The organism is Streptomyces sp. NPDC017095, from assembly GCF_044332325.1.
In the GTDB taxonomy this organism is placed as follows: domain Bacteria; phylum Actinomycetota; class Actinomycetes; order Streptomycetales; family Streptomycetaceae; genus Streptomyces.
Genome location: NZ_JBIROU010000006.1, coordinates 239,105 through 265,052 on the forward strand (window position 1 = coordinate 239,105; position 25,948 = coordinate 265,052).

Annotated in this window: 25 protein-coding genes; 16 read left to right on the forward strand and 9 right to left on the reverse strand. The window is 73.2% G+C overall.

The window, feature by feature from the left end; all coding sequences use genetic code 11:
- Positions 1-13: 13 nt before the first annotated feature.
- Positions 14-1,582, reverse strand: a complete 1,569-nt coding sequence (locus tag ACH4OA_RS14300; RefSeq protein ID WP_397969371.1) for an FMN-binding glutamate synthase family protein — start codon at positions 1,580-1,582, stop codon at positions 14-16.
- A 201-nt stretch (positions 1,583-1,783) separates the two neighbouring features.
- Here ACH4OA_RS14300 and ACH4OA_RS14305 point away from each other — a divergent pair, with 201 nt between their 5' ends.
- Positions 1,784-2,347: a DNA starvation/stationary phase protection protein gene (locus ACH4OA_RS14305; protein WP_365883559.1), complete on the forward strand. Its 564-nt coding sequence runs from the start codon at positions 1,784-1,786 to the stop codon at positions 2,345-2,347.
- 135 nt (positions 2,348-2,482) lie between these two features.
- On the opposite strand, the gene ACH4OA_RS14310 is transcribed toward ACH4OA_RS14305, so the two are convergent.
- Positions 2,483-2,731, reverse strand: a complete 249-nt coding sequence (locus ACH4OA_RS14310) for an XRE family transcriptional regulator (RefSeq protein ID WP_397935967.1) — start codon at positions 2,729-2,731, stop codon at positions 2,483-2,485.
- 245 nt (positions 2,732-2,976) lie between these two features.
- On the opposite strand from ACH4OA_RS14310, the gene ACH4OA_RS14315 reads away from it, so the two are divergent.
- From ACH4OA_RS14315 to ACH4OA_RS14325, 3 genes are read left to right on the forward strand one after another with little or no spacing between them, the layout of a single operon-like run.
- Entirely contained in the window at positions 2,977-3,123 is a 147-nt protein-coding gene (locus ACH4OA_RS14315) for a hypothetical protein (RefSeq protein WP_397969189.1), read from the forward strand.
- A complete protein-coding gene (locus tag ACH4OA_RS14320; RefSeq protein WP_397969191.1) occupies positions 3,120-3,725 on the forward strand; it encodes a PRC-barrel domain-containing protein in 606 nt (201 codons plus the stop codon). Before ACH4OA_RS14315 ends, ACH4OA_RS14320 begins: the two co-directional genes overlap by 4 nt.
- Positions 3,722-4,153, forward strand: coding sequence for a PRC-barrel domain-containing protein (locus ACH4OA_RS14325; RefSeq protein WP_397935969.1), 432 nt, complete (start codon positions 3,722-3,724; stop codon positions 4,151-4,153). Before ACH4OA_RS14320 ends, ACH4OA_RS14325 begins: the two co-directional genes overlap by 4 nt.
- Positions 4,154-4,249: 96 nt before the next feature.
- Here ACH4OA_RS14325 and ACH4OA_RS14330 read toward each other — a convergent pair whose 3' ends face one another.
- Positions 4,250-4,747 carry a hemerythrin domain-containing protein gene (locus ACH4OA_RS14330; RefSeq protein ID WP_397969193.1) on the reverse strand — a complete coding sequence of 166 codons (498 nt, stop codon included), beginning with the start codon at positions 4,745-4,747 and terminating at the stop codon, positions 4,250-4,252.
- A gap of 117 nt (positions 4,748-4,864) precedes the next feature.
- Here ACH4OA_RS14330 and ACH4OA_RS14335 point away from each other — a divergent pair, with 117 nt between their 5' ends.
- The gene (locus ACH4OA_RS14335) at positions 4,865-5,440 is read left to right on the forward strand and encodes a GNAT family N-acetyltransferase (RefSeq protein ID WP_397969194.1); all 576 of its coding nucleotides are present in this window, start codon (positions 4,865-4,867) and stop codon (positions 5,438-5,440) included.
- Here ACH4OA_RS14335 and ACH4OA_RS14340 read toward each other — a convergent pair.
- Positions 5,431-7,233 (reverse strand): coagulation factor 5/8 type domain-containing protein, encoded by a 1,803-nt coding sequence (locus tag ACH4OA_RS14340; protein WP_397935973.1) that lies wholly within the window; start codon positions 7,231-7,233, stop codon positions 5,431-5,433. The genes ACH4OA_RS14335 and ACH4OA_RS14340 overlap by 10 nt on opposite strands.
- 385 nt (positions 7,234-7,618) lie before the next feature.
- On the opposite strand from ACH4OA_RS14340, the gene ACH4OA_RS14345 reads away from it, so the two are divergent.
- The 5 genes from ACH4OA_RS14345 to ACH4OA_RS14365 all read left to right on the forward strand — a co-directional run bounded on the left by ACH4OA_RS14345 (position 7,619) and on the right by ACH4OA_RS14365 (position 15,544).
- Positions 7,619-8,713 (forward strand): DUF1996 domain-containing protein, encoded by a 1,095-nt coding sequence (locus tag ACH4OA_RS14345; RefSeq protein WP_397935975.1) that lies wholly within the window; start codon positions 7,619-7,621, stop codon positions 8,711-8,713.
- A 156-nt stretch (positions 8,714-8,869) separates the two neighbouring features.
- Positions 8,870-10,621 (forward strand): discoidin domain-containing protein, encoded by a 1,752-nt coding sequence (locus ACH4OA_RS14350; RefSeq protein WP_397969196.1) that lies wholly within the window; start codon positions 8,870-8,872, stop codon positions 10,619-10,621.
- A 26-nt stretch (positions 10,622-10,647) separates the two neighbouring features.
- Positions 10,648-13,158 carry a glycoside hydrolase family 3 C-terminal domain-containing protein gene (locus ACH4OA_RS14355; RefSeq protein WP_397969198.1) on the forward strand — a complete coding sequence of 837 codons (2,511 nt, stop codon included), beginning with the start codon at positions 10,648-10,650 and terminating at the stop codon, positions 13,156-13,158.
- A 101-nt stretch (positions 13,159-13,259) separates the two neighbouring features.
- Positions 13,260-14,300, forward strand: a complete 1,041-nt coding sequence (locus ACH4OA_RS14360; protein ID WP_397969199.1) for a LacI family DNA-binding transcriptional regulator — start codon at positions 13,260-13,262, stop codon at positions 14,298-14,300.
- Between the two features lie 242 nt (positions 14,301-14,542).
- Positions 14,543-15,544 carry a hypothetical protein gene (locus ACH4OA_RS14365; RefSeq protein WP_397969200.1) on the forward strand — a complete coding sequence of 334 codons (1,002 nt, stop codon included), beginning with the start codon at positions 14,543-14,545 and terminating at the stop codon, positions 15,542-15,544.
- Positions 15,545-15,956: 412 nt separating this feature from the next.
- Here ACH4OA_RS14365 and ACH4OA_RS14370 read toward each other — a convergent pair whose 3' ends face one another.
- Positions 15,957-16,700 carry a class I SAM-dependent methyltransferase gene (locus ACH4OA_RS14370; protein WP_397969202.1) on the reverse strand — a complete coding sequence of 248 codons (744 nt, stop codon included), beginning with the start codon at positions 16,698-16,700 and terminating at the stop codon, positions 15,957-15,959.
- 494 nt (positions 16,701-17,194) lie between these two features.
- On the opposite strand from ACH4OA_RS14370, the gene ACH4OA_RS14375 reads away from it, so the two are divergent.
- From ACH4OA_RS14375 to ACH4OA_RS14390, 4 genes are read left to right on the forward strand one after another with little or no spacing between them, the layout of a single operon-like run.
- Complete coding sequence (locus tag ACH4OA_RS14375) at positions 17,195-18,061, forward strand: ABC transporter permease (protein WP_397969203.1); 867 nt, start codon at positions 17,195-17,197, stop codon at positions 18,059-18,061.
- 59 nt (positions 18,062-18,120) lie between these two features.
- Positions 18,121-19,167 (forward strand): ABC transporter substrate-binding protein, encoded by a 1,047-nt coding sequence (locus ACH4OA_RS14380; RefSeq protein ID WP_397935987.1) that lies wholly within the window; start codon positions 18,121-18,123, stop codon positions 19,165-19,167.
- Positions 19,154-19,999 carry an ABC transporter ATP-binding protein gene (locus ACH4OA_RS14385; protein ID WP_397946482.1) on the forward strand — a complete coding sequence of 282 codons (846 nt, stop codon included), beginning with the start codon at positions 19,154-19,156 and terminating at the stop codon, positions 19,997-19,999. Before ACH4OA_RS14380 ends, ACH4OA_RS14385 begins: the two co-directional genes overlap by 14 nt.
- A 54-nt stretch (positions 20,000-20,053) precedes the next feature.
- On the forward strand, positions 20,054-20,971 hold the full coding sequence (locus ACH4OA_RS14390; RefSeq protein WP_397946483.1) for a TauD/TfdA dioxygenase family protein: 918 nt from the start codon (positions 20,054-20,056) through the stop codon (positions 20,969-20,971).
- A 73-nt stretch (positions 20,972-21,044) separates the two neighbouring features.
- On the opposite strand, the gene ACH4OA_RS14395 is transcribed toward ACH4OA_RS14390, so the two are convergent.
- A complete protein-coding gene (locus tag ACH4OA_RS14395; protein ID WP_397935993.1) occupies positions 21,045-22,289 on the reverse strand; it encodes an MFS transporter in 1,245 nt (414 codons plus the stop codon).
- 170 nt (positions 22,290-22,459) lie between these two features.
- On the opposite strand from ACH4OA_RS14395, the gene ACH4OA_RS14400 reads away from it, so the two are divergent.
- Complete coding sequence (locus tag ACH4OA_RS14400) at positions 22,460-23,422, forward strand: LysR family transcriptional regulator (protein WP_397946485.1); 963 nt, start codon at positions 22,460-22,462, stop codon at positions 23,420-23,422.
- Between the two features lie 14 nt (positions 23,423-23,436).
- Here ACH4OA_RS14400 and ACH4OA_RS14405 read toward each other — a convergent pair whose 3' ends face one another.
- Together ACH4OA_RS14405 and ACH4OA_RS14410 are read right to left on the reverse strand one after the other, a co-directional pair.
- The gene (locus ACH4OA_RS14405) at positions 23,437-24,141 is read right to left on the reverse strand and encodes a hypothetical protein (RefSeq protein ID WP_397969205.1); all 705 of its coding nucleotides are present in this window, start codon (positions 24,139-24,141) and stop codon (positions 23,437-23,439) included.
- Between the two features lie 119 nt (positions 24,142-24,260).
- Complete coding sequence (locus ACH4OA_RS14410; protein ID WP_397969206.1) at positions 24,261-24,884, reverse strand: TetR/AcrR family transcriptional regulator; 624 nt, start codon at positions 24,882-24,884, stop codon at positions 24,261-24,263.
- Positions 24,885-24,982: 98 nt separating this feature from the next.
- Here ACH4OA_RS14410 and ACH4OA_RS14415 point away from each other — a divergent pair, with 98 nt between their 5' ends.
- Positions 24,983-25,381, forward strand: coding sequence for a nuclear transport factor 2 family protein (locus tag ACH4OA_RS14415; protein WP_397935999.1), 399 nt, complete (start codon positions 24,983-24,985; stop codon positions 25,379-25,381).
- A gap of 28 nt (positions 25,382-25,409) precedes the next feature.
- On the opposite strand, the gene ACH4OA_RS14420 is transcribed toward ACH4OA_RS14415, so the two are convergent.
- Positions 25,410-25,850, reverse strand: a complete 441-nt coding sequence (locus ACH4OA_RS14420; RefSeq protein ID WP_397969208.1) for a hypothetical protein — start codon at positions 25,848-25,850, stop codon at positions 25,410-25,412.
- Between the last annotated feature and the right edge of the window lie 98 nt (positions 25,851-25,948).

Sequence of the window (25,948 nt, forward strand, 5' to 3'; positions counted from 1 at the left end):
TGAGTCCTCCAGGTCATACGGTGAAACGGTCGGGGTCGGCGGCCTGCCAGTCGGCCGCCCACGAGGCCGGCGGCCCGGCGAGCAACTGCCCCGGCCCGAGCCACTCGTACAGTTCCTCGTAGGAGCGCTCGGTGACGGGGTCGACGCGTCGGCGGAGCATGTGCGGGCGCAGGTCCGCGGGGTCGGTGACGCCCATGGACGCCATGATCTGCAAGGCGCTGGCGACGGTGGCCTCCTGGAAGCGCCGGACGCGCGCCGTCTTGTCGCGGACGTCGAGGGCGCGGGCGCGGCGGGGGTCCTGGGTGGTGACGCCGGTGGGGCAGGTGTTCGTGTGGCACCGCTGGGCCTGGATGCAGCCGACGGCGAACATCATCGCCCGGGCGGCGTTGCCGTAGTCGGCGCCCTGCACCATGCGTTTGACCAGGTCGGTGCCGGTGGCGATCTTGCCGCTCGCGCCGATCCTGATCCGGTCGCGCAGGCCGGTGCCCACCAGCGCGTTGTGCACGGTGAGCAGCCCCTCGGTGAGCGGGGTGCCCACGTGGTCCGCGAACTCCAGGGGCGCGGCACCGGTCCCGCCCTCGGCGCCGTCCACGATGATGAAATCGGGCGCGGTGCCCTCCTCCAGCATGGCCTTGCACACGGCCAGGAACTGCCGGCGCGAGCCGACGCACAGTTTGAACCCGGCGGGCTTGCCGCCGGACAGCTCGCGCATGCGGGCGATGAAGCGGACGAGTTCGCGCGGGGTGGAGAACACGCGGTGGTACGGCGGGGAGATGACCGTCCGTCCTTCGGGCACGTCCCGCACCCCGGCGATCTCCGCGTTCACCTTGGCGCCCGGCAGCACCCCGCCGATGCCGGGCTTGGCGCCCTGCGACAGCTTCAGGGACACGCACTTGACGTGGTCGTGCGCGGCCTTGTCGGCGAACTCGGCCGGGTCGAACTCGCCTTGGTCGGTGCGGCAGCCGAAGTAGCCGGTGCCGATCTCCCAGACGAGGTCGCCTCCCGGACGCAGGTGGTAGGCGGACAGCCCGCCCTCCCCCGTGTCGTGGGCGAAACCCCCGGCGGCGGCACCGCCGTTGAGCGCGAGGACCGCGTTGGCGGACAGCGAACCGAAGCTCATCGCCGAGACGTTGAGCAGCGCCATGTCGTACGGGCGGGTGCAGTCCGGGCCGCCGATCCGCACGCGCGGCGGGTCGTCCGGCACCGGGCACGGCGCCATCGACGGGACCAGGAACTCGTAGCCCGGCTCGTACACGTCCCGCTCGGTGCCGAAGGGCTCCTCCGCGTCGACGCCCTTGGCCCGCTCGTAGACGATGCTGCGCACGTCCCGGTCGAAGGGGCGCCCGTCGTAGTTCCGTTCGACGAAGTACTGCTGCAACTCCGGGCGTATGCGCTCCATGAGGAAGCGGAGGTGGCCGAGGACGGGGTAGTTGCGCAGCACGGAGTGCCGGCGCTGCACCAGGTCCCAGGCGCCCAGGGCACCCACGGCCAGCAGCGGCAGGGCCACGGCCCACCAGTAGGGCGAGCTGCCGGCCGCCGCGGCCAGTGCGCCGAGGCCGGCCACCAGGATCAGGACGATGATTCCCACGCGTGTCACACCTGGCGCCTTGCCCGGTTACCGGTCGCCATGCGTGGCGGCCGGGTTCCGGCCGCCTCCGGCCGTCTCGGAGTGGCGCGTCCGGTGCGGCTGCCGATCGTCCAGGTCTGACCTGGGAGAACCGGGGCAGCAGTGCTGATGCACCTAGGCGCTGTCCACACTGTCCACGGAAGAACGAGGTGAGCCATGACGCAGAACGCGACCCCGAAGTACACGGTTCCCGGCATCGAGCGCGAGGCGGCCGGACAGCTGATCGATCTGCTGCGGCTGCGTCTGCACGCGCTCAACGATCTGCACCTGACCCTCAAGCATGTGCACTGGAACGTCGTGGGGCCGCACTTCATCGCCGTCCACAGCATGCTCGACCCGCAGGTCGACCGGGTCCGGGACATGGCCGACGACGTGGCGGAGCGCATCGCCGCGCTCGGTGGCGTCGCGCACGGCACGCCGGGCACGCTCGTCGCGGAGCGCACCTGGGACGACTACTCCATCGGCCGGGCCGACGCGATCGCCCATCTCGGCGCGCTCGACGTCGTCTACACGGGCCTGATCGAAGACCTCCGCGCCGCGGTCAAGACGGCGGGTGACATCGACCCCGCCACCGAGGACCTGCTCATCGAGCAGCTGCGCGACCTGGAGCAGTTCCAGTGGTTCGTGCGGGCCCACCTGGAGAACGCGGGCGGCGCGCTCGCCACGGGGCAGGCCCGGACGGAGGAGGAGGCCGCGGCCAAGGGGGCCGGGCTGGGCTGAACCGCCCGCCACCGCCCGGCCGGCGGCCGGCGTTCCCGCGCGTCGGGTCCGGCCGCCGGCGGTGACGGGCGCGGACGGGCGACGGGACAGGAGCGGCGACCGCGCTGCGCGCCGCGCGCCGGCCGGACCGGGTTCTCACCTCGCGGGGTCCGCTCCTGTCCCGTCTGTGCCGCGCGCCGCCACCAGCACCTCCGTCGCCGGCAGGGACAGCATCCGGGCGAGTGCCGTCAGCTCTTCCTCGGTGGGCCGTACGGGCCCCTCCGCCCCGTCCTCCGCGAACGCCTTGACCCGTGGCGTGCGAATTCCGGTACGCAGGGCGACCGCCTCGGCCGACATCCGCTTGCGGTGCATGGCCTTCTGGATGAGCCGTGCGAGTGCGTCCATCTCCGACTCCTTCGCCCCCCTCCTCCGCTGGTAACGGAGCAGCTACCCTCGGTGACCGATTCGACGCCTCCCTGGCACGTCCGCCCGCTCACCCGGCCCGATCACTCCCAGGAGTGAACGGGCCGGCCGGGTTCCGGCCACCCGGTGGCGGCAAGGCGTGCGAGGCCGTACGGCGGGCAACCGGATAGCCCGGGGCCGCCGGACAGGACGACGGCGGGGCGAAGACGCGAACGAGGAGGTCGGCGATGGTGTGGTGGGGCTGGGTGGTCCTGGTGGTCGCGGTGGCGGGGGTGGTCGCCGCGACGGCCGTGGCGGTGCAGGCCAGGCGGCGCAGCGGAACGGTGATCGCGGTGCGTTCGGACCACACGGCCGGCCGGGAGGGCCGGCCGTGATCACTCTCATGCTCGCCTCCGAACTGACCAAGCGGGTGGTCGTGACCCTGGACGGCGAGGCGGTGGCCCAGGTCAGGGACACGGTCTTCGACGCCCGCGCGGGCCGCGTCACCGGCTTCACCCTGAGCGGGCGCGGTCTGCTGGCCGGACCGCTCAAGGAGAGCCTGCCCTTCTCCGCGGTGCACGCGATCGGACCGGCCGCCGTGATGATCACCGGCGAGACGGCCCTGGAGAGGCGGGACCTGGTAGCGGGAGCCGGCGACGCCGGACACGGCCAGGTCATCGGCGCGCCCGTCCTCACCGACCAGGGCACGGAGACCGGCACCGTCCTGGACGTGGTGCTCGAGGCCGGCGGCAGCGGACGCGTCGCCGGTTTCGAGATCGCCGCCGCCGAGGACGGGGACCGCCGCGAGCGCAAGGTCTTCATCCCCCGCGGCGAGACACTGGCCGTCTCCGGGCGGGCCCTGGTGGTCCCCGCGCACGCCCGTCACTTCGTCGCCGACGACCTGCCCAGCTTCGGCGCCCAGGTCGAGGCGTTCCGCGCCCACCCCGCACAGCCGTGCGGGGACAGCCCCACGACCGCGGCGGGAGGCCCGGCATGATGCTGTTCACGCAGACCCGGGGCCTTCCGGTGATCACCGCCGACGCGGCCGAACCGCTCGGGCGGGTGGAGAGCCTGACCATCGACGCGCACACCGCGAGCATCGCCTGCCTGCGCCTGTCCGGAGCCCCGAAGCACGCCGCGGTCATCGCCTGGCACGCGGTCGAGGCGGTGGGACGGGACGCGGTCATCGTGCGCTCCCGCGCCGCCGCCGACCCCGGGCAGGGCGGCCTCCCCACCCACCACGAAGCCCTCGGCCACCGGGTCCTGACGGAACTCGGCACCGAGCACGGCACGGTCAAGGACGTCGCCTTCGACCACACGAGCGGACACGTCCACACGCTGTACACCGCCCTCGGCGAGATCTCCGGCGACCGCCTCCTCGGCCTCGGCTCCTACGCGGTCGTGGTACGCGCCGAAACGGCGTGAGGCGGTCCCGGCAAAACGACCGTCGGGCTGCCGGCGCCCGCACGCAGCGGCACCGGCAGCCCGACGGTCATCGACGCGGCAGGTCAGGGCATGTGCTCACGCGCCGCCGGAGGCGACCAGTTCGCGCACCTTGTCGACGCTGCCGCAGCCCTCGTCCAGGTACTTCGCCCGGGCCGTGCGGAACGCCTCGCCCAGCTGGGCACGGCGCTCGTCGGCGACGTTCTCCCGCGCGTCGTTGAGGAGGGTCCGCTCCTCCTCGTCGGCGTGGTGGTTGACCGCCGTGACGAGTTCCTCCAGCTTCTCGTCCCACTCGTCGGAGCCGATCTCCTCGACTTCGAGCAGCGCGAGCAGCGCCTCGTTCGCCTCCTGGTGCTCGTGCACGCTGTGATCGACATCATCGCCGTCGACGTTCTTGTAGCGCCGCAACGCCGGGTAGACCTCGTCCTCCTCGGCCGAGGCGTGGGCGATGAGCAGATGGGCGAATTCCTCGAGGGCGGCGGCGCGGTCGGCTTCGGCGTTGCGCATGGTACGGAAAAGATCTTCCATGCGCCGGTGGTCCTGGAGGATGAGTTCGACGACGTCAGTGGTCGGCACGGTGACTCCTTACGGCTCGTACGGTAGCGGCCCGCTGTCGCGGATACCCCGGTCGCCGCAGGTCAGGCGTCGGGCATCAGCGGGAAACCAGGACGAGGCGAGAAGAGGCGCGTGGAGATGAGCCGGGTCCGTGACAGCCGCGGTGACCTCACCGTACAGCAGGGAGGCCCGGAGTCCCTCGACCGGCTGGAGCCGCTGTGGCGGGCGCTGCACGCCCATCACCAGTCGGTCCAGCCGGGCTTCGCCTACCACCCGGACGGACGGTCCTGGGAGCTGCGCCGCTCCTGCTATGTGCGCTGGCTCCAGGCGGCGGACTCCTTCGTCCTGGTCGCCGAACGGCACGGCCGGGCGGTCGGCTACGCCTTCGTGGAGATCCGGCCCGGCCCCGACGACACCTGGGTGACCGGCCCTCGCGTCGCCGAACTCCAGACGCTCTCCGTCGCCCCCGCGGCACGCGGCCAGGGCATCGGCACCCTCCTGCTCGACGCGGTGGACGAGGAACTGGAGAGGCTGGGCGTCGGCGACCTCTTCGTCGCGGCCCTCGCGGCCAACACCGGCGCCCGGCGCCTGTACGAGCGCCGGGGCCTGCGACCGGTCCTCACCTGCTACGCCCGCTTCTGTGACGGCAGGCCGGAACCCCGCCGGGTCCGGCCTGCCGTCACGGGCCGGGAGCCGGCCCCGGGTCAGGGGTAGGACAGCACCGTGGACGGCGTGGTGGACGTGCCCGAGGTCGGTGCCCCGGTGTCGTTGATGACGTGCTCGTACTGGCCGTTGCCGCCGAGGGAGACCACGAGCAGGTCGTGGAACTTCACGCCGGAGGTGTTCGGGGCGGCGAAGCCGTGGTGCTGCGCGATGCCCGGATCGGCCGTGTAGTTGCAGTAGCTGCCCAGCCCCCACGCCTCGTGGGCGGTGACGTTGTCGCCGACCTTGTAGGCGGCATAGCCCTTGACGGCGCCGTTCTGGATCGCGGCCTGGTTCGGGGCGTCGTACGCCTTCTCGTTCTGGAAGAAGATGGTGCGGCCCCGCTGGCCGTACCACTGCACGTCGTACTTGTTGAAGTGCTCCACGAACAGGCCGGTGCACAGGACGTCGTCGCCGTTGACGACGATGCCGTAGTCGGCGCGGTTGGTGTCCCAGCCGACGCCGGTGCCGTGGTCCGCGCGCCAGACCCAGGTGTGGTCGACGATGGTGTGCCGGCTGTTGACGACCAGGCTGGTGGTGGCCTTGCCGGCGCCCGCCCCGCCGATGCGCACGAACACGTCCTGCACGGTGGTCGGGTTGGCCGAGTGGTCGCGGGAGGCGCCGGTGGGGCCGACCTCCAGCAGGGTCGCGGAGTTGACCGGCCCGGCGTCGATCAGGAAGCCCGCCAGCCGGACGCCGTCCACGTCGGCGACCTTCACGGCCGTGACGCCGTTGTCCGGCACGATCGTGGCGTAACCGAGGCCGAGGACCACGGTGTTGGCCCGGTCGACCCGGACCGGCTGGTCGACGTGGTAGATCCCCGGGGTCAGCAGCAGGTGGAGCCCCTGGGCCAGGGCCTGGTTGAGGGTGGCCGCGCTCACGCCCGGCTTGGCGACGTAGAACTGCGAGAGCGGCAGCGAGGTGCCGCGGGGTGTGCCGTTGCCCCAGGTGACGCCGCGCGCGTTGGTGCGCTTCTCGGGCAGGAAGACGCGGAACTCGCTGCCGTCCAGGTACAGGAACGGCTTCTCGCGGGAGACGGGAGTGGTGTCGAGGGTGGTGTAGGGCGGGTTGGGGAAGCTCTGCGCGGGAGCGCCCTGGACGCCGGAGAACACCATGTTCCACACGGCGTTGGTCCAGCCGCCGATCACGCTGTCGCGGGTGTACCACTGCTGCTGCGAGTACGGGCCGACCTGGCCGTCGACGCGGCAGTCGGCGATGTAGCCGCCGCTGGCCCAGCCGTAGCCGGCCGGGGCGAGGTTGAGGCCGCCGCGCACGTGTATCCGGCGGAAGGGAGCCGCCTGGGCGACGGCCCAGCGGTTGGTGCCGTTGGCCGGGACCAGGGCCAGGTTCTCGGCCGAACGCCAGAAGTTCTGCGTGGCGTTGCCGCCCGCCCAGCCCGCGTCGACCGTCACGTCGCCGTTGATGGTGGTGTCGTCGGGGGACAGACCGAGGCCGGCGATGGAGGTGTAGAAGCCGAGCTGGGCGTTGAGACCGCTGTAGGTGCCGGGCTTGAACAGCAGGGCGTAGCGGCCGGTGCCGAACTGCGCCGACTCCTGCTGCCGGAAGATCTGGTCCAGTTTGGCCTGGATGCCGGGCGTGGCGGGGTCGAAGACGAGGACGTTGGGGCCGAGGTCGCCGCCGCCGGCCAGAGCGGCCGGCCGGACGGTCCGGCCGGCCGCCGCGGCGGGAGTGGCCGGGCCGGTCAGGAACGGGGCCGTCGCCGCCGCGGCGGCGGCACCGAGGGCGGTACGGCGCGTGACGGGAAACCGGCCGGAGGCGGTGGACTCGGGGAAGGCAGGGGGCATGGTACGGCTCTCCTGGTTCGGAACCTGAACGGTGTGGGGGTGGGGGAGCGCTCTCTGGCCGGGAATGCTTCAGTCCGTTGAACGCAACGTCAAGAGTTGCGACGGAAATCCCCGAGGTTCGCGTTCATCTTCCGTCGGTTCCACCGCATACGGCGGCCCTCGCCCGCAAAGAACCTCAATGGCCTGAAGGCGCCTGACCGTTGCGTTCCCCGGCGGGCCTGCGGACGGCTCCCGTCTTCTGCTGCGGGAGACCTTGACACCCCGCATGGCCGACGTGAGACTCCGTGTCGGGAGAGCGCTCTCCCAGCCACTGCCGCCCGCGCTGTCCCGCCGGCGGCGCGGTGGCCGCTCATCCCCCATCCCCCTCCCTCCTCAGGAGGTCTCCATGCCACGGAGATCGAAAATCCTCTCCGGCACACTGATCACGGGCGCGCTCCTCGCGGCCTCGCTCGGTCTGGGCGGTGCCGCACTGAGCGCCGGTGCCCCGGCGCCGGGCACCGCGGCCGCGGCGGCCTTCGCGGCCACCCACTCCGGTCACACCATGGCGGTGTCCACCGCCTCCTCGCCCGAAGACCCGGACGGCGACGGCTACATCCCGGCGAACCCGCCGGTCACGGGCGTGACCCCGTCCACCCAGAACCCGCCGCACCGCTACTTCCACGAGTTCCAGGCGAACTGTTCGGTCACGCACACCGCCCCGGACGACCCGATCGTCTACCCTCAGCAGCCGGGCAAGTCCCATGACCACACCTTCATGGGCAACACGACCACGAACGCGAACAGCACCACCGCCTCGCTCGACGCGGCCGGCACCACCTGCAAGGCGCCCGGCGACAAGTCGGCGTACTGGATGCCCACCCTGTCCGACGGCGACAAGCCAGTCCTCCCGGTCGGCCCCCAGACGATCTACTACAAGTCCGGCGTCACCGACTACACCAGCGTCCGTCCCTTCCCCAAGGGGCTGCGGTTCGTCGTGGGCGACCCGATGCAGAGCGCCGACGCGTTCCGGCACCACCCCGGCTTCGTCGAGGGCTGGGAGTGCGGTGACAGCTACTTCAACACCGACTTCCCGGCGACCTGCCCCGACCGGGCCGACGTCCAGCTCAACATCCGTTTCCAGGCGCCGAGTTGCTGGGACGGGAAGTACCTCGACACACCGGACCACCGGAGTCACATGGCCTACCCGGTGGTCAGGCCCGGCACGAACGACAACGTCTGCCCCGCCGACCATCCGGTGGCGCTGCCGATGATCGAGTTCAAGATGGCGTTCCCGGTCAACGGCGACATGTCCCGGGTGCGGCTGGCCAGCGGACCGGGCCACAGCTTCCACTACGACTTCTTCAACGCCTGGGACGACGCCACGCTCAAGGCGCTGGTCGGCCACTGCATCGTCGGCGGCCTCCAGTGCGACGCGCGCGGCTACGACCAGACCCACCCGGAGGCGGGAGCGGCGCTCGGCCCGGACTACCGGCTCCCGTGACCGTGCCGCGCCACCGCTGACCTCCCCGGCCCGGGACGGTCCGGCCGCCCTCCCGCCCCGCCGCGGCCGGGCCGTCCCGCTCCCCTCCTCCCCCGACCCCAGCCCCACCGTGCACCCGCACCCGCACCCGCACCCGCACCCGCGAAGAGGAACCCCATGACCCCACCCCGCTCCCCCGCACGCCGTCTCCTGGCCCCGCTGACCGCCTCGGTGCTGACCGCCGGCGCCCTGGCGGCGCTGCCCGCCGCCACCGCGCACGCCGCGGGCAGCGTCGTCAAGGTGACCGGCACCCAGGGCAACTGGCAGCTGTCCGTGGACGGCAGGCCGTACCAGATCAAGGGCCTCACCTGGGGGCCCGCCGTCGCCGACGCCGAGAAGTACCTGCCCGACCTCCAGTCCATGGGCGTCAACACCATCCGCACCTGGGGCACCGACGCGTCCAGCAAGCCGCTGTTCGACTCCGCCGCGGCCCACGGCATCAAGGTCATCGCCGGCTTCTGGCTCCAGCCCGGCGGCGGCCCCGGCGCCGGTGGCTGCGTCAACTACCTGACGGACACGACGTACAAGAACCAGGTGCTCGCCGAGTTCCCGAAGTGGGTGCAGACGTACAAGGACAACCCGGGCGTCCTGATGTGGGACGTGGGCAACGAGTCCGTGCTCGGTCTGCAGAACTGCTACAGCGGCGACGAGCTGGAGCGCCAGCGCACCGCCTACACCACGCTCGTCAACGACATCGCCAAGAAGATCCACGGCATCGACCCGAACCACCCGGTCACCTCGACCGACGCCTGGGCCGGCGCCTGGCCGTACTTCAAGAAGAACGCCCCCGACCTCGACCTGTACGCCGTCAACTCCTACAACGCGGTCTGCGATGTCAGGTCCGCGTGGGAGCAGGGCGGGTACACCAAGCCGTACATCGTCACCGAGACCGGGCCCGCCGGCGAGTGGGAGGTGCCGGGCGACGCCAACGGCGTGCCGCAGGAGCCGTCCGACCAGGCGAAGGCCGACGGGTACACCAAGGCCTGGGGCTGTATCACCGGGCACAAGGGCGTCGCGCTGGGTGCCACGATGTTCCACTACGGCACCGAGTACGACTTCGGCGGCATCTGGTTCAACCTGCTGCCGGCCGGCCAGAGGCGGCTGTCGTACTACGCGGTCAAGCGGGCCTACGGCGGTGACACCTCGCACGACAACACCCCGCCCGTCATCTCCGGCCTGTCCGTCGAAGGCGGCGCGGGCAGCGTGCAGGCCGGCCGCGACGTGACCCTGGCCGTCCGGGCCGCCGACCCCGACGGCGACCCGATCACCTACGAGGTCCTCGACAACAGCAACTACCTCGACGGCAGCAAGCAGTTGGTCTCCCTGCCCGTCACCGCGCCGGGCGGCGGCCGGCTGCGGTTCACGGCACCCGACCGGCCCGGCGTGTGGAAGGTCTACGTCAAGGCCACGGACGGCCACGGCAACGTCGGTGTCGAGACCCGCTCCATCCGGGTCGTACCGCCCGTCGTGAACGGCACGAACATCGCGCTCGGCAAGCCCGCCACCGCCTCCTCCTTCCAGGGCGGTTACGGCGACTGCCCGTGCACCGCCGCGAACGCGGTGGACGGCAACCCGGCCACCCGCTGGGCCAGCGACTGGAGCGACCCGCAGTGGCTCCGGGTCGACCTCGGCACCCGCACCGCGTTCAAGCACGTCCAGCTGGTGTGGGAGTCCTCCTACGCCAAGGCGTACACCATCCAGACCTCCGACGACGGCCAGACCTGGCAGACGCTGCGCACGGTGAGCGACGGCAACGGCGGCGTGGACGACTTCGACGTCAGCGGCACCGGCCGCTACGTCCGTGTCAACGGCACGCAGCGCGGCACCGGTTACGGCTACTCGCTGTACGAGTTCGGCGTCTACAACTGACCACGCGGTACGAGGAGGGGGCGGGGATGCACGACGAGGACGAGCGGGACCGGCTGATCGACAAGCTCACGCTGCGGGCCAAGGTCCGGTTGCTCACCGGCGCCGACACCTGGCGTACGGCGGCGGAACCGGCCGTCCAGTTGCGCCCGTGGGTGATGTCGGACGGGCCGGCCGGCGTGCGCGGGCCGTCGTGGGACGAGCGGCGGACCTCCGTGCTGCTGCCCTCGGCCACCGCGCTCGCCGCCACCTGGGACGAGCCACTGGTCGAGCGGCTCGGCGCCCTCCTCGCCCTGGAAGCCGAGCGCAAGGGCGTGCACGCGGTCCTCGCCCCCAACCTCAATCTGCACCGCAGCCCGCTCGGCGGCCGGCACTTCGAGTGCTTCTCCGAGGACCCCGAGCTGACCGGCCGTATCGGAGCGGCGCTGGTGCGCGGCATCCAGGCGTGCGGCGTGGCCGCCACCGCCAAGCACTACGTGGCCAACGACTCCGAGACCGACCGGCTGACCGTGGACGTACGCGTCGGCCAACGGGCGCTGTACGAGGTGTACTTGGCGCCGTTCGAGGCGGCCGTGGCGGCGGGCGTCCGCATGGTCATGGCCGGTTACAACGCGGTCAACGGCACCACCATGACCGCGAGCCCGCTGCTGACCGATCCCCTGCGCACCGCGTGGGGCTTCGACGGCGTGGTCGTCTCCGACTGGGGAGCGGTGCGCACCACCCTGGACACCGCGGCCGCCGGCCTGGACCTGGTGATGCCGGGGCCCGCGGAAGCCTGGGGCGAGGCGCTGGTGCGCGCGGTGGAGGAAGGACACCTCGCGGAGCAGGTGGTCGACGACAAGGTGCGGCGCCTGCTGAGGCACGCGGACCGGCTGGGCGCGCTCGGCCGGCCCGACCCCCGGCCCGGGCCCGGCGTGCGTCCCGGTGCGGTGCGGGCGCTGGCGCGCCGGGCCGCGGCCGCGGGCACGGTTCTGCTGGCCAACCGCGGTGTGCTGCCGCTGGACGCCGGCCGGCTGGCGACGGTGGCGGTGATCGGTGCGCACGCCGCGCGCACCCGCGGCCAGGGCGGCGGCAGCGCCGGGGTGTTCCCCCAGGCCGAGATCAGCGCGCTGCGCGGCATCCGGGCCCGGCTGCGCGGCCGGGCCAGGGTGCTGCACGTCCCGGGTCCGGTCCCCGCGGGGCCGCCGCCTGCGCTGGACACGAAGCTGTGCACCGATCCGAGGTCCGGGGCGCCCGGCGTGCTGCTGCGGATGCTGGACGCCGGCGGAAGCGAGCTGTACGCCGAACACCGCTCCACCGGGCGGCTGTTGGAACCACGGCTGGTGCCCGGTGCGCACACGGTGGAGATCAGCGCCCGGCTGCGCCCGCGGGTGACGGGGGCGTGGACCCTGGGGATCGCCGGGTTCGGGCGGATGAGCCTGCGCGTCGACGGCCGGACCCTGCTGGAGGGCGACTTCCCCCAGGACACCGACGACCCGGCCCTGGTGCACGTCAGCCCGCCGGCCCACTGCGCCACCGCGCACCTGGCCGCGGGCGAGGACGTGCTCCTCGTCGCCCGCCGCGCGCTGGTCCCGGGCACCGGGCGGGCGGTGGTGGTCAGCGCGGCACCGCCCGCCCCCGACGAGGACGCGGCACTGGAGGCGGCCACCCGGGCGGCGCGCGAGGCGGACGCGGCCATCGTGGTCGTCGGCACCACCGAGCACGACGAGTGCGAGGGCCGCGACCGGCTGCGGATCGCCCTGGAGCCCGGCCAGGACGCGCTGGTCCACGCGGTGGCCGCCGCCAACCCGCGCACCGTGGCCGTCGTCAACAGCGGCGGTCCCGTCGAGATGCCCTGGCGGGAGGAGGTCGGCGCCGTGCTCCTGCCCTGGTTCCCGGGACAGGAGGGCGGCGGCGCCCTGGCCGATGTGCTCTTCGGCCGTACCGAGCCCGGCGGACGGCTGCCCACCACCTGGCCGGCCGTGCTCGGCGACGCTCCCGTCACCGGGACCCGGCCCGTGGACGGCCGCCTCGACTACACCGAGGGCCTGCACATCGGCCACCGCGGCTGGCTGCGGGCCGGGCGGACGCCGGCCTACTGGTTCGGACACGGGCTCGGCTACACGACGTGGGCGTACGAGGAGCTGACGGGGCCGGCCACGGTCCGCGCGGGCGAGCCGTTCACCGTGCGGGTCCGGGTGCGCAACACCGGTGCCCGCCCGGGCCGTGAGGTCGTCCAGGTGTATCTGGCCCGGCCCGGCGCCGCCGTGGAGTACCCCGAGCGGTGGTTCGCGGGGTACGCGGCGGTGCGCGCCCGGCCGGGTGAGGCGGTGACCGCCCGGGTACGCGTCCCGGCCAGAGTGCTGCGGCACTGGGACGAGCGGGCGGGCGGCTGGCGCACCGAGCCCGGCGCGTGCCGGGTCCTGGCGGGCCGGTCGGCGGGCGACCTGCCGCTGGCGTCGGTGACGGAGCTGCTGGGCGACCTGTCGGCCGCCTCGGTGACGGAGGTGCAGGGTGACCTGCCGGCCGCCTCGGTGACGGAGGTGCGCGCGGAGGGCTGACCGGGCCGGGGGCCGGGCGGACGGGCGGCCGGAGAGCGGGGCGCCGGCCTCCGGGAGAGCGCTCTATACGGTGCGCCCGGCGTGCCGTTAGGGTGCAGGCCATGAGCAAACAGGCCCCGACGCTGGAGGACGTCGCCCGCGAGGCAGGGGTGTCCCGGGCGACCGTGTCCCGGGTCGTCAACGGCGTCCGCAATGTCGATCCCACGATCCAGGAGCTGGTCCGCCGGGCGATCGAGCAGACCGGCTACGCCCCCAACCGGGCGGCCCGGTCGCTGGTGACGCGGCGCACCGAGACCGTCGCGCTGGTGGTCTCCGGGGCCGGGGACGCCCCGGAGGACAGCCAGGAGGCCTTCGCGGCCCGGGTCTTCGCGGACCCCTTCTTCGGGCGGGTGGTCGCCGGGGTCGTCGGCTTCCTGCGTCCGCGCTCCATGCATCCGGTCCTGATGTTCGCCGAGTCGGCCGCGGACCGCTGCGAGGTCCTCACCTATCTGCGGCAGGGCCGCGCCGACGGCGCGCTCCTCGTCTCCACGCACGCCGACGACCCGCTGCCCGGACTGCTGGCCGAGGCGGGGCTGCCCACCGTGCTGTTCGCCCGGCCGGCCGGCCCGGTGCCGCTGAGCTATGTGGACCTGGACCACCGGGAGGGCGGCCGGCTCGCCGCGGAGCACCTGCTGGCGCGCGGCTGCCGCAGGCCGGCCACGGTGGCCGGGCCGCTCGCCGTCGGCGCGAGCCAGGACCGGCTGGCCGGCTTCCGGGACACGCTGGCCCGCCACGGCCATCCGTACACGCCTGTCGTCGAGGGCGGTTTCACCTTCGACAGCGGGGTCGCGGCCATGATCCGGCTGCTGGCCGAACGGCCCGACGTGGACGGGGTGTTCGCGGCCAACGACCTGATGGCCCAAGGGGTCTGCCAGGTGCTGTGGGAACACGGCAGGCGCGTGCCCGACGACGTCGCGGTCGTCGGCTTCGACGACTCCGGCATCGCCCTGGCCTGCCGCCCCGCGCTGACCACGGTCCGCCAGCCGGTCGAGCGCATGGCGGCGCGGATGGCCGGGCTCCTCGACGAACACATCCGGGGCGAGCGGACCGAGCCCACGTCCGTCGTCTTCGACCCCGAACTGGTCGTACGGGTCTCCGCGTAGGCGTGCCGGTCACGCGCGGCGGTCCGGTATGCCGAGGCGCCGGACCGGCTCCGCACGGGGAAACGCGCCCGCGCGGACACCGCACCGACTCCGGGGGCAACCATGCGGGCCGGTGGTGAGTCTTCTGATCGATCACCCGGTGATCGGACAACAAGGAGACCATCATCAGCGCCATACACAAGACCCTGACCGCCGCCGCCGTCGTCGGTGTCGTCCTCGCGGGCTCCGCCGCCTGCGGAACGGTGGAGCAGCTCTCCGCCGGCAAGAAGCTGGACCGTGCCTTCGACGAGCTGGGCAAGAAGAAGACGCTCTCCTTCGAGTTCGACCTGGACACCGACGTCGCCTCCCTGAAGGCGCTGGACGCCAAGTCCGATCCCGAGCCCGGCGAAGAGATCCCGGACGAGGCCGCCAAGCTGATGAGCGGCGCGAAGATCGCGCTGACCGTCCAGTCGAAGAAGCCGTTCGAGGAGTCCGGGGACAAGGACTTCGTCGGCATGGCCATGAAGATCAGCAGCCCGGAGGGCGACCTCGCCGAGTACCGGCTCGTCGGCGACTACGCCTACGTCCGGGCCGACATGAAGACCCTCGGCACGCTGATGGGCAGCCCTGTGCCGGCCGCCGCCGACCTGCCTCCGGAGGCCGGGGCGTTCAAGGACGTCCTCGCGGGCAAGTGGGTGAAGTTCAGCACCAAGGACATGGAGAAGGCCGCCGCCGACGGCAGGAAGGCCTCGGGCGGTCCGGCGCCCGCCCCGTCCCTGGACGCCGGGACGCAGAAGAAGCTGGTGAAGTCCCTGCGCGAGGTCGTCGCCCGCGAGGTGCGGTTCAAGACGGCCGGCGGCGAGGACGGCACCGAGCACATCACCGCCACGGCTCCGTTCCGCACGCTGGTCACCGAGCTGTTCGGCGAGATCCGTCCGCTGGCCAAGGACCTGCCGCCGGGTATGGACCTGCCGACGGACAAGGACCTGAAGGACGCTCCCAACTCCAAGGTGACGGCGGACTTCACGCTCAAGAACGGTGAGCTGTCCGAGGTGGACGTGGACCTCGCCAAGCTGGCCGAGGACGCCAAGGTGAAGAAGCTGGGCCTGACCCTGCGGGTGGGCGACGGCACCACGCCCACCGCCCCGGCCGGTGCCAAGAAGCTGGACCTCGGCGAACTCATGAAGGGCTTCTTCGCCGGCGCGGTGGGCGTTGCCGTGTCCGAGGGCCACGACTCGACCGGCGCGGACTACCCGCAGGACTAGGGTCTTTCGTCTGGATCAGGCCGGATCAGGGAGCGGGGTCTGGTGCCGTGCATCGCAAGGCGGAGGAGGGCGCCATGGCGGAGCCATGGCAACCGACGACAACGCCGCTGGGGGCACCCCCTGCTCGAAGAGCTTGGGGGAGGTGCCAGGGCCCGCGAGCCCGGCATGATCCAGACGAGAGGCCCTAGGTCCGCAGGCCGCCTCACGCCGAGCGCGAGGGTGCGGGCACCGGGCGCGGGCACGGTGCGGACCGGGGCCGGCCGACGGCGGGAAGGTGCCCGCCATCGGCGCCCCGCCGCGCCCGAGGCCCGCGGTCCGGGCAGGCGGCGGTCCGGGCACCGGCCATGCGGCGGGCCGTCGACCGGACACGCTGCGGGCCCTGCCGGTCGGCCGGTGGCGGCCCGGGGTCCGGTCAGGCGCGGCAGCGCAGCAGTTCCAGCGGCGGGTGGGCGAGGAGGTCCGCCCAGAAGTCCGCACCGAAGGCGCGGATGCCGGCCTCGGACACCCGGAGCGGAAGCCACTCCAGCGCGCCGAACCCGGCCGCCCGCAGGCAGTCCTCGTAGACCTCGCGCCGCGGGACCACGCCGAGGATGCTGATCGGCTTCGGTTCGAGCAGGGCGGTGACCCGGACCCATGGACCCGCCTCGGCCTCCTCGCCGGTCGGCTCGCAGCGGAACCCGTACTTGTCCAGCGACGGACAGTCGAACCGGTAGTCGGGCTTCTGCGCGAACACGAAGAACTCGCCGCCCGGCACCAGGCTCCGGTGGACGGCGCGGCACATCCGCTCCAACGTCGCGATGTCCGGCGCGTAGTTGAGGCACTGCACGCCCAGCGCGATGTCGTAGCGCCGGTCGAGCGGCCGCAGTTCGGCCACGTCACCGACCTCGTAGCGCACACCCAGCGGTTCGCGCCGCTCGAACTGCCGCGCCGCGGCGATCATCTCGCCGGAGATGTCGACGCCTAGGACCTCCGAGGCGCCCCGCCGCCTGAACTCCCTGCTGTAGAAGCCGGTGCCGCACGCCAGGTCGAGAACCGACTTGCCGCGCACGTCCCCGGCCATGTCCAGGAAGCTGGGCACCTCGCCGTAGCGGATGACCGGCAGGGACTTGAACCCCTCGAACGCCTCGCCGATCTCGTCGTACTGCTGCACGCTCATGTGCGGCCCCCCTCGTGTGGTTCGTGGTGGCAGGAAGTCTCCACCGCGTCCGTCCGGCCGCCGTACTGGCGGATGACACGAAGAACCCGGCCGGTGACCTTCGTTTCACCCAACGCCGACCGCCGGGGTTCTCGCGATGCCCCGGCCGGCGGCACGCCGCTCGTCCCGGCGGCGCGGCCGGTGTTCCAGCAGGTGGACGGGTGGTTGGTGTGGCGCGGCGGGCTGCTGTAGAAATAGGCCTCATGACGCCCGAGCCGCTGGTACGCCGCCTGGTCATCGACCTGTGCCGCCGTCCCGTCTCGTGTTGTCCGTGACCGCGCGTCCCTGACGCCGCCTCCCGGCCGGTGATGCCACCCGGCCGCCGCTGCGCACACCCCTGCCTCGTCATGGGGTCGTTTTCCGCACCCTGACCGTCCCCGCCCGGGCGCGGGGCCGTCCGCCGTCGCCCGGCGGACGGCTGCCCGCCCTGCCCCGGTGCCCCCTGGAGGCCGCCCGTGTCCCCGACATCCCTGCCGGAAGAGACCGATCCCCTCGCCGCGCCCGGTGGGGAGCCGGTGCGCCGCCGTTCCCGCGCGCCGGAACGGATACGTCATCTCGCCCTGCCGCTCGGCTCGTTGGTGCTGTTCCTCGTGCTGTGGCAGGCACTGGCGGCGAGCGGGACGTGGAGCGAGACGCTCGTGCCGCCGCCGGCCAAGGTGTGGGACGCGTTCGTCACCGTGTCCACCACGCACGACGGCGTACGCGGCTACAACGGCACCTATCTGATCGAGCATCTGGGCATCAGTCTGCGCCGGATCGCGTTCGGGGCCGGGCTCGGCATCGCCGCCGGGGTCGTCTTCGGACTGCTGATGGGCACCGTCCGCCCGCTGCGCTCGCTGTTCGAGCCGTGGATCACCTTCCTGCGGACGCTGCCGCCGCTGGCGTACTTCTCGCTGCTCGTCATCTGGCTCGGCATCAACGAGGAGCCGAAGATCACGCTGCTCGCCGTGGCCGCCTTCCCGCCGGTGGCGGTGTCCACCACCACGGCCGTGGCCGCCGTACCGCGGAGTCTGGTGGAGGCGGCCCGCGCGCTCGGCGCCTCCCGGTGGGACGCCGTCAGGGACGTGGTCGTGCCGTCCGCCCTGCCGGAGACGCTCACCGGCATCCGGCTGGCCGTGGGCGTGGCCTACTCCTCCCTGGTGGCCGCCGAACTGGTCAACGGGCTGCCCGGGATCGGCGGCATGGTCAAGGACGCCGCCAACTACAACAACACCCCGGTGGTGCTCGTCGGCATCATCGCCATCGGGATATCCGGCCTGGTCATCGACGGCCTGCTGCTACGGCTGGAACGCGCCGTCGTCCCCTGGCGCGGCCGCGTGTGAGCCCCGCGCTCCCCTCCCCGCACCGCGCACTCGTCCCCCTGCACAGAAACGGCTCCGCCATGTCCCCTGTCCCCCAAGGCCCTTCCCGCCGGCTGCTGCTCACCGGCGCTCTCGCCGCCGCCTCGGCCGCACTCACCGGCTGCTCCTCGGACGGTGACACCTCGTCCGGCGGCAAGCGGCTGCGCATCGGCTACTTCGCCTTCCCCAGCGGCGACCTCGTCATGAAGAACAGGAAGCTGCTGGAGAAGGCGCTGCCGGACCACACGATCACCTGGATCAAGTTCGACTCCGGTGCGAGCGTCAACCAGGCCTTCGTCGGCAAGTCCCTGGACATCGCCGCCCTCGGGTCCAGCCCGTTCGCCCGGGGCGTGTCCGGGCCGTCGCCGATCCCCTACAAGGTCGCCTGGATCCTGGACGTGGCGGGTGAGAACGAGGCGCTCGTGGCGCGCAAGGGCGCCGGTGTCTTGGAGGTCGCCGGACTCAAGGGGAAGACGGTCGCCACACCGTTCGCCTCCACCTCGCACTACAGTCTGCTCGCCGCCCTGGACACGGCCGGTCTGAAGACCTCCGACGTCAAGCTGGTCGACCTCCAGCCGCAGGCGATCCTCGCCGCCTGGCAGCGCGGTGACATCGACGCCGCGTATGTGTGGCTGCCCACCCTGGACGAGCTGCGCCGCACCGGCACCCAGCTCACCAGCAGCAGACGGATAGGCGCCGCCGGCAAGCCGACCCTGGACCTGGCCGTCGTCTCGGACGAGCTGATCGCCCGCGATCCGAAGGCGATCGACGCCTGGCGCGCGGCCGAGGCACAGGCCCTGCGCCTGCTCAAGTCCGACCCGGACGGCTCGGTGAAGGCGGTCGCCGCCGAACTGGGCATCAGCGCCGCGGACGCCAAGGCGCAGCTCGACCAGGGCGTGTTCCTCACTCCGGAACAGGTGGTGTCCGCCGACTGGCTGGGCACGGACGGCGCTCCGGGCAAGCTGCTCTCCTACGTCACCGACACCGCCCGCTTCCTGGCCGGCCAGAAGCAGATCGACGCGGCACCGGCCGAGGACGCCGTGCGCAAGGCCTTCTATCTGAAGGGGCTGCCCGATGTCCTCAAGTGAGACCGCCGAGACCGCCGACAACGCCCGGACCGCCGGGACCGCCGATTCCGGTGAGGGCGCGGGCGGCGGTGAGCGGACCGGTGCCGTGCGGCTGCGCGAGGTCACGCACCGGTACGGCGCCGTCACCGCCGTGGGTCCCGTCGATCTGACCGTTCCCGCCGGGGAGTTCCTCGTCCTGGTGGGCGCCTCCGGCTGCGGCAAGAGCACCCTGCTGCGGCTGATCGCCGGGTTCGAGCAGCCCACGCACGGCTCCGTGCGGGTGTCCGGCACCGCGCCCCGGCCCGGGGAGACGGCCGGTGTGGTCTTCCAGACGCCCCGGCTGTTCCCGTGGCGGACGGTGGGCGGCAACATCGACCTGGCCCTGCGGTACGCGGGCGTGGCACCCGACCGGCGGGCCGAGCGGCGGGCGCGGCTGCTGGCCCGCGTCGGTCTGGAAGGGACCGCGAAGCGGCGCACGTGGGAGATCTCCGGCGGCCAGCAGCAGCGCGTCGCCATCGCGCGGGCCCTCGCCGCGGAACGTCCGCTCCTCCTGCTCGACGAACCCTTCGCGGCGCTGGACGCGCTGACCCGGGAACGGCTCCAGGAGGACGTGCGCCAGGTGGCCGCGCAGACCGGGCGGACCACCGTGTTCGTGACGCACTCGGCGGACGAGGCGGTGTTCCTCGGCTCGCGCATCGTGGTGCTCACCAAGAGCCCCGGCACGGTCGCCCTCGATCTGCCGATCCCGCTGCCGCGCGGCGACGTGGACGCCGAGGAACTGCGCGAGTCCCGCGAGTTCGGCGAGCTGCGCGCCCGGGTGGCGCACGCGGTGAAGTCCGCGGCGGCGGCCTGACCGCCGTACCCCTTTCCCGTATCCCTGCCTCGCGGCAGCAGAAAGGACACCCCGATGAGCGTTCTCAGCGACCGGCCCGCGGCGGCCGGGCTCGCGGTCGTGGAACTCGGCCCGCACTTCGGCGCCGAGATCCACGGCATCGACCTCGGCCGGCTCGACGACGAGCAGGTCCGCGCGGTCCGGGAAGCACTCGTGCGGTACAAGGTGCTCTTCGTGCGCGGACAGCACGGCCTCGACGACGCCGCGCAGATCGAGTTCGGCAGGAGGCTGGGCGAGGTCACGACCGGGCATCCGGTGCACGACTCCGGTGACGTGGCGCCCGAGGTGTACTCCCTGGACAGCCAGGACAACGGGTTCGCCGACGTGTGGCACACGGACGTGACGTTCGTACGGCGGCCGCCCGCGATCTCCGTGCTGCGGGCCGTGGTCCTGCCGCCGAGCGGCGGTGACACGAACTGGGCCGACAGCCAGCTCGCGTACGCGTCGCTGTCGCCCGGGCTGCGGGCGTACGTCGACACGCTCACCGCCGTCCACGACGGCACCCGGGAGTTCGGCTACTACCTGGCCCAGCGCCGCAAGGGCCGCGGCAACCTGTGGGAGGGCGAGGTCTTCACCGAGCTGACCCCGGTGGAGCACCCCGTGGTGCGGGTGCACCCGGAGAGCGGCCGCAAGGGCCTGTTCGTGAACCCCGGCTTCACCTCGCACATCGTCGGTGTCTCGGAGCACGAGAGCCGGGGCATCCTCGACATCCTCTACGCCCACCTCACCAAGCCCGAACACGTCGTACGGCACCGCTGGCAGCCCGGTGACGTGGCGCTGTGGGACAACCGCGGCACGGCGCACTACGCCAACCGCGACTACGGCGACCAGCACCGTGTCATGCACCGCATCACCCTGCGCGGCGACGTCCCGGTGGGACCGGCCGCCGCCGGGGAGGGTCCCGCCTCCGGGACGCCGGGCTTCCTCGGTTAGGGCCGCCGTATCCCGCCGTATCCCGCCGTATCCCGCCGTATGTCGCCTGACCGGGCGGCCAGGGGCCGCCCGGTCAGGTACGGGCCGGGGCCGGTTCCGGTGCGGCGGGCAGCGGTGTCACGCGGCGGGGCAGCAGCAGCGGGGTCGCCAGCAGGAGCACGCCGGCCAGGCCGATGGCCGTGCGCGGGCCGAGCAGACCGCCCAGCACACCCCAGACGGCCGTCAGCAGCGCGGTGGCGGCCTTCGTCGTCACGGTCCAGGCGGACAGCGTGCGGGTGACCCGGCCGGCGGCGGTGCGTTCGAGGCGGTAGGTGGCGTAGACGGGGTTGAAGACGCCGCAGCAGAAGATCAGCCCGAGTTCGACGCCCATCACCAGCAGCAGCCCGCCGGTGCCCGGCCCGGGGAAGGCCAGGCCGAGGGGCCAGACCGCGCGTGCCGTGCCGGCCACGAGCAGGACCCGGTGCTGCCCGAACCGGGTGACCAGTGGCCGGGCCAGCCGGGAGCCGAGCAGCCCGCCGACCGAGGGCGCGGCGAAGGCGAGGCCGTACTCCCACGGGGTGAACCCGAGCCGGGCGAGCAGGAGGAAGGCCACCAGCGGCTCGGTGGCCATCACCAGGCCGTTGAACAGGGCGGTGTGGAAGAACAGCGGGCGCAGGGTCGCGTCGGCGAGGAGGGAGCGCCAGCCGTCGCGCAGGTCCCGGACCCGTACGCGCGGGGCCTTTCGGTGTCCGGGGCGCGGTTCGGGGCCGCCCGTCGCGCGGATGCCCAGGGCCGAGAGCAGATAGCTGACCGCGTCGGCCAGCACCGTGGCCACCGGACCGAGGAGCCCGAACGCGACGCCGCCCAGCGGTGGCCCGATGATCGTGGTCGTCCAGGACGTTGACTCCAGCCGGGCGTTGGCGACGAGCAGGTCCTCGGCCGGCAGCAGCCCCTTCAGATACGCCCCGGAGGCGGCGCGGAAGGTGATGTCGGCCGCCGCGACGACGACCGACACCAGCAGGAGCTGGACGAAGGTGAGCACGCCGAGGGCGAACGTGACGGGGACCGTCAGCAGCGCCGCGCACCGCACGAGGTCCATGGCGATCAGCACCGGCCGCTTGCGACGGAACTCCACCCAGGGGCCCAGCGGCACCGCCACGGCCGCGCCCACCGCGACGCCCGCGGAGGACAGCGCGGCGACCTTGGCCGGCCCGGCGTGCAGCACGTGGACGGCGATCAGCGGAAAGGCGCCGAAGGCGAGCCAGGTGCCGAGCGCGCTGGTTCCGTACGCCGCCCAGAGCCACCCGAACCGTCGCCCCAGCCGGTACCCGCTGCTCATGCCACCACGCCCCGCCACTCGTGCCACCGTCCGTGCCCGCGACCGACCGATCCGCGTCCGATCCGCGTTCGATCCGCGTTCGGGACATCCAAGCGAGCCCGGCGGCCCGGGAGCAAACAACCGCGGAGACGCCCGCCACAACCAACGGTTGTGGCCGTAGGGTGGGCGCCATGGATCTCGACACCGTCCGGACCTTCGTCGCCGTCGCCGACACGGGACGGTTCCAGGAGGCCGCCGTCGAGCTGGCGGTCACCCAGCAGGCCGTCTCCAAGCGCATCGCCGCGCTGGAGCGCGGCCTCGGCGTGCGGCTGTTCACCCGCGGCGCGCGCGGCGTCGGGCTGACCATCGACGGACAGGCGTTCCTGCCGCACGCACGCGAACTGCTGCGCGTCGCCGAGCGCGCGGCCGCCTCCGTGCACACCGGCCGCCGTCCCCTGCGCGTCGACGTGATCGCCTCGCGCGTCGCGCCGGCGGGCCTGATGCGCGACTTCCACCGCGCGCACCCCGGGATCGACCTCGACGTGGTGATGCTGCACGAGGTCGAGACGGCCGTCGCCGCCCTCCGGTCCGGCAGCATCGACGCGTCCTTCCGCGCCGTCGCCGCGCCCGGCCGGCCCCTCCCCCGGGACATCGCGTGCGTCCGGGTGCTGGACGAGCCGCTCCAGCTCCTCACCGGCCCCGGCCACGCGCTCGCGGGTGCCCGGTCGGTGCCCCTCGCGCGGCTCGCCGGGCACCGGATCTGGATGCCCGGTGTCGTCCCCGGCACCGAGTGGGGCGCCTACTACGACGATCTGGTCGCCGAGTTCGGCCTCACCATCGAGGCGACCGGGCCCAACTTCGGCTCCGACGCGCTGCTCGACACCATCGCCGGCACCCCGGACCTGGCCACCTTCATGGGCGAGCACACCCTCCCGCGGCTGCCGCCGGCCGGTGACGAGGCTGTCGGGCCCGCCGGTCACGGACTGCGCCGCATCCCGGTGACCGACCCGACGCCGGTCTACCCGCATGCGCTCCTGTGGCACCGCGACAACCCGCACCCGGCGCTGGTCACGCTCCGCGCGCACCTCGCCGCCGCGGCGGCCGGCCACGACGCCGCCGGGACCTGGACGCCGGACTGGGTGATCCCGCGCTGATCACGCCTTCCCGCTCAGGTGCGGCGCGGGCCGGGCCGGCCGGTGTCCCGGCCGCCGGCGCGGGCCCGCAGGCGGGCGAGGTAGTCCTCGGGGCGGGGGTAGGGCCGGTTCTGGGCTCCGTCGCGGTGCAGCAGCAGCCGTCCGTCGGGGTGGAGCCGCACGGTGGTGGTCGCCTGCCGGGGCACCGCCTCGCGCGGGGTGTCCGGGCCGGCGGCGGGCGGCGGGGCGAGGACGGGCACGGTGGCGGGGAACATGGCGAGGGCTTCGGCCGTGGTGGCGGCCGGCGGGCGTCCGGTGCGGTTGGCGCTGCTGACGTACAGCAGCGGGTGTGCGTCCAGTACCGGGCGCAGCGGGTCCCAGCGGGCGCCGAACAGCAGGATCCAGCCGTCCTTCTCCGCCGGGGCGAGCCAGGCGGGACACGTGGCGCGGGGGCGCAGCGGCAGGAGGACGGTCAGGTGCTCCTCGGCGAGCAGCCACCGGGCCAGCGTCCGGCAGCGCGGGGTGAGGTCCCACAGCGGGTCGAGTGCGCGCAGGGTGCCGGGGTGGTGGGCCCAGAGGGCGACCGGCCGGCCGGGGGGCCGGCCCTTGGCCTCGTTGACGGCCCGCGGCCCGGTGGCGGTGATCACGTGGGTCAGCGGCGCGGGATTGGGCAGGACGACCGCCCGGCCCGTGGCGAGGCTGCTCCGTACCTGGGCCAGGGTGGCCGCGGTGGAGGTCACGGTGTGCTCCCGGCGGTGGTGGTGTGGGTGAGGCCGTCCCGAAGGCGGTCAGCCGACGGACCGCCCCCGTCCCACGATCCGCGCCCGCCGGGTCCGGGCGCCGCCGGTCCACGAGGAGATCACCCGAAGGAAGGAACGTCGCTGTCGCCGGCCGGGCCGGGAGACGCGGCGGCCGCGCGGCCGGGGCCGCACAAGCCGGCGACCAGTTCCCGGGCGAACCGCTCGTCCGTTCCGGGGACCGAGAACACCACGCGGAAGTAGAGGGGGGCGACGATCCGGTCGAGTACGCGCTCCAGCGAGGGCGGCGTCTCGCCCCGCCGGGCGGCGGCGTCCAGCGGGGCCCGGAAGCGGGCGCTGACCCGGTCCAGGCAGGCGCGCAGTCCGGCCCGGCGTTCGTCCACGTCCGGTGCCACCTCGGCGCGGAAGAACGCCACGCCGTCCGGCCGGGACAGGTCCCGGAGCGTCCACACCGCCACCCGCTCCAGGTCCTGGCGGAGGTCGCCGAGCAGTTCGGGTGTCTCCTCGTCCTGGCGCCGGGCGGCCACGTCGGCCAGGAGGGCGGCGGTCGTGCCCCAACGGCGGTACACGGAGCTGGGGTTGACGCCGGCCCGGCGCGCGACCGCGGGGACGGTCACCTTGTCGGCGCCGACTTCCCGCACGAGGTCCACCACCGCCCGGTGCACGGCGGCGCGGACGCGGGCACTGCGGCCTCCGGGGCGGCTGTCGTTGCTTTTGGCGGGCATACCCCCAGCTTAAAGCAAAAGTTTGCGCTTTAGCGAGCGAACGTCCTACGCTGACTAACGCAATGATCACCGCTTTAACTGTTTTCCGTGGAGGAGACATGCCTCAGCACGAGGACCGGTACGAGGCCGCCCACCAGCTCGGCAAGCGGTTCCACGCCTTCCTCGCCGCCGGCGACTGGGACGGTATCCGCAGCCTGCTCACCGACGACGCCACCTGGACGCTGCCCGGCGACAACACCGTCTCGGGCACGGCGGTGGGCGCCGACGCGGTCGTGGAGCGGGCCAGGAAGATCGCTTCCTACGGCCTCGACTTCCGGCTGCTGCACATCCTGGTCAGCCGCGAGAACATGGCGCTGTCCCTGCACAACACCGCCCGGCGCGGCGACGTCCGGCTCGACGAGCACCTGTCCACCGTCTGCCGGCTGCGCGACGGCAGGATCGCGAGCATCGAGACGTACCTGTCCGACGTCCAAGGCATGAACGCGTTCTTCGTCTGACCACTCCGGCAGTCCCGCGCCGGGCGGCTCAGCGGCGGTTGATGCCGGGGAGGCGGACGTCGTAGCCGTCCAGCATGCGCAGGGTTGCGGTCCGCGTGCGGTCCTTCATATAGGGCCAGGCCGCCTCGACCAGCCCCTCGGCGTTCAGCAGTTGTTCGAGCACCTCGAAGTAGACGGCGCCGCTGACGAGTTCGCTGGGGTGGACGACGATGCGCTCCACGAAGTCCCAGCACCGGCCGAGCAGCTCGGCGTCGGGACTGCCGCTCTCCAGCTCGGGCATCAGCACGGGTGTCGTGAAGCATTCGGCCAGCAGCCGGTACAGCCGCTTCCACGTGTCCTCGGCCCTGACGACCGCCTCCGCGGGCCGGTCGTACAGCTCGGCGATGGCCTCGGCGGATTCCGGGATCATGCGCAGCAGCAGAGAGGGGATCTCCTCGACCGGGATCTTCTCGGCGGGGGTGTCGCTCATGGCTTCCTGTCGTGTGTGCGGTGGCCGGGTCCCACGACGCGGGGCCCGCCGTGCCAGGTGCACGGCGGACCCCGTTCTCATCGCCAGACTAGCCCTCG

Bases quoted from the DNA above. Each gene is read 5' to 3' on its own strand.
- ACH4OA_RS14315 (WP_397969189.1), top strand. From the start codon at position 2,977: ATGGTGTGGTGGGGCTGGGTGGTCCTGGTGGTCGCGGTGGCGGGGGTG.
- ACH4OA_RS14340 (WP_397935973.1), bottom strand. From the start codon at position 7,233: ATGCCCCCTGCCTTCCCCGAGTCCACCGCCTCCGGCCGGTTTCCCGTC.
- ACH4OA_RS14305 (WP_365883559.1), top strand. From the start codon at position 1,784: ATGACGCAGAACGCGACCCCGAAGTACACGGTTCCCGGCATCGAGCGC.
- ACH4OA_RS14335 (WP_397969194.1), top strand. From the start codon at position 4,865: ATGAGCCGGGTCCGTGACAGCCGCGGTGACCTCACCGTACAGCAGGGA.
- ACH4OA_RS14385 (WP_397946482.1), top strand. From the start codon at position 19,154: ATGTCCTCAAGTGAGACCGCCGAGACCGCCGACAACGCCCGGACCGCC.
- ACH4OA_RS14420 (WP_397969208.1), bottom strand. From the start codon at position 25,850: ATGAGCGACACCCCCGCCGAGAAGATCCCGGTCGAGGAGATCCCCTCT.
- ACH4OA_RS14345 (WP_397935975.1), top strand. From the start codon at position 7,619: ATGCCACGGAGATCGAAAATCCTCTCCGGCACACTGATCACGGGCGCG.
- ACH4OA_RS14325 (WP_397935969.1), top strand. From the start codon at position 3,722: ATGATGCTGTTCACGCAGACCCGGGGCCTTCCGGTGATCACCGCCGAC.
- ACH4OA_RS14395 (WP_397935993.1), bottom strand. From the start codon at position 22,289: ATGAGCAGCGGGTACCGGCTGGGGCGACGGTTCGGGTGGCTCTGGGCG.
- ACH4OA_RS14410 (WP_397969206.1), bottom strand. From the start codon at position 24,884: ATGCCCGCCAAAAGCAACGACAGCCGCCCCGGAGGCCGCAGTGCCCGC.
- ACH4OA_RS14400 (WP_397946485.1), top strand. From the start codon at position 22,460: ATGGATCTCGACACCGTCCGGACCTTCGTCGCCGTCGCCGACACGGGA.
- ACH4OA_RS14380 (WP_397935987.1), top strand. From the start codon at position 18,121: ATGTCCCCTGTCCCCCAAGGCCCTTCCCGCCGGCTGCTGCTCACCGGC.
- ACH4OA_RS14360 (WP_397969199.1), top strand. From the start codon at position 13,260: ATGAGCAAACAGGCCCCGACGCTGGAGGACGTCGCCCGCGAGGCAGGG.
- ACH4OA_RS14355 (WP_397969198.1), top strand. From the start codon at position 10,648: ATGCACGACGAGGACGAGCGGGACCGGCTGATCGACAAGCTCACGCTG.
- ACH4OA_RS14390 (WP_397946483.1), top strand. From the start codon at position 20,054: ATGAGCGTTCTCAGCGACCGGCCCGCGGCGGCCGGGCTCGCGGTCGTG.
- ACH4OA_RS14350 (WP_397969196.1), top strand. From the start codon at position 8,870: ATGACCCCACCCCGCTCCCCCGCACGCCGTCTCCTGGCCCCGCTGACC.
- ACH4OA_RS14370 (WP_397969202.1), bottom strand. From the start codon at position 16,700: ATGAGCGTGCAGCAGTACGACGAGATCGGCGAGGCGTTCGAGGGGTTC.
- ACH4OA_RS14310 (WP_397935967.1), bottom strand. From the start codon at position 2,731: ATGGACGCACTCGCACGGCTCATCCAGAAGGCCATGCACCGCAAGCGG.
- ACH4OA_RS14415 (WP_397935999.1), top strand. From the start codon at position 24,983: ATGCCTCAGCACGAGGACCGGTACGAGGCCGCCCACCAGCTCGGCAAG.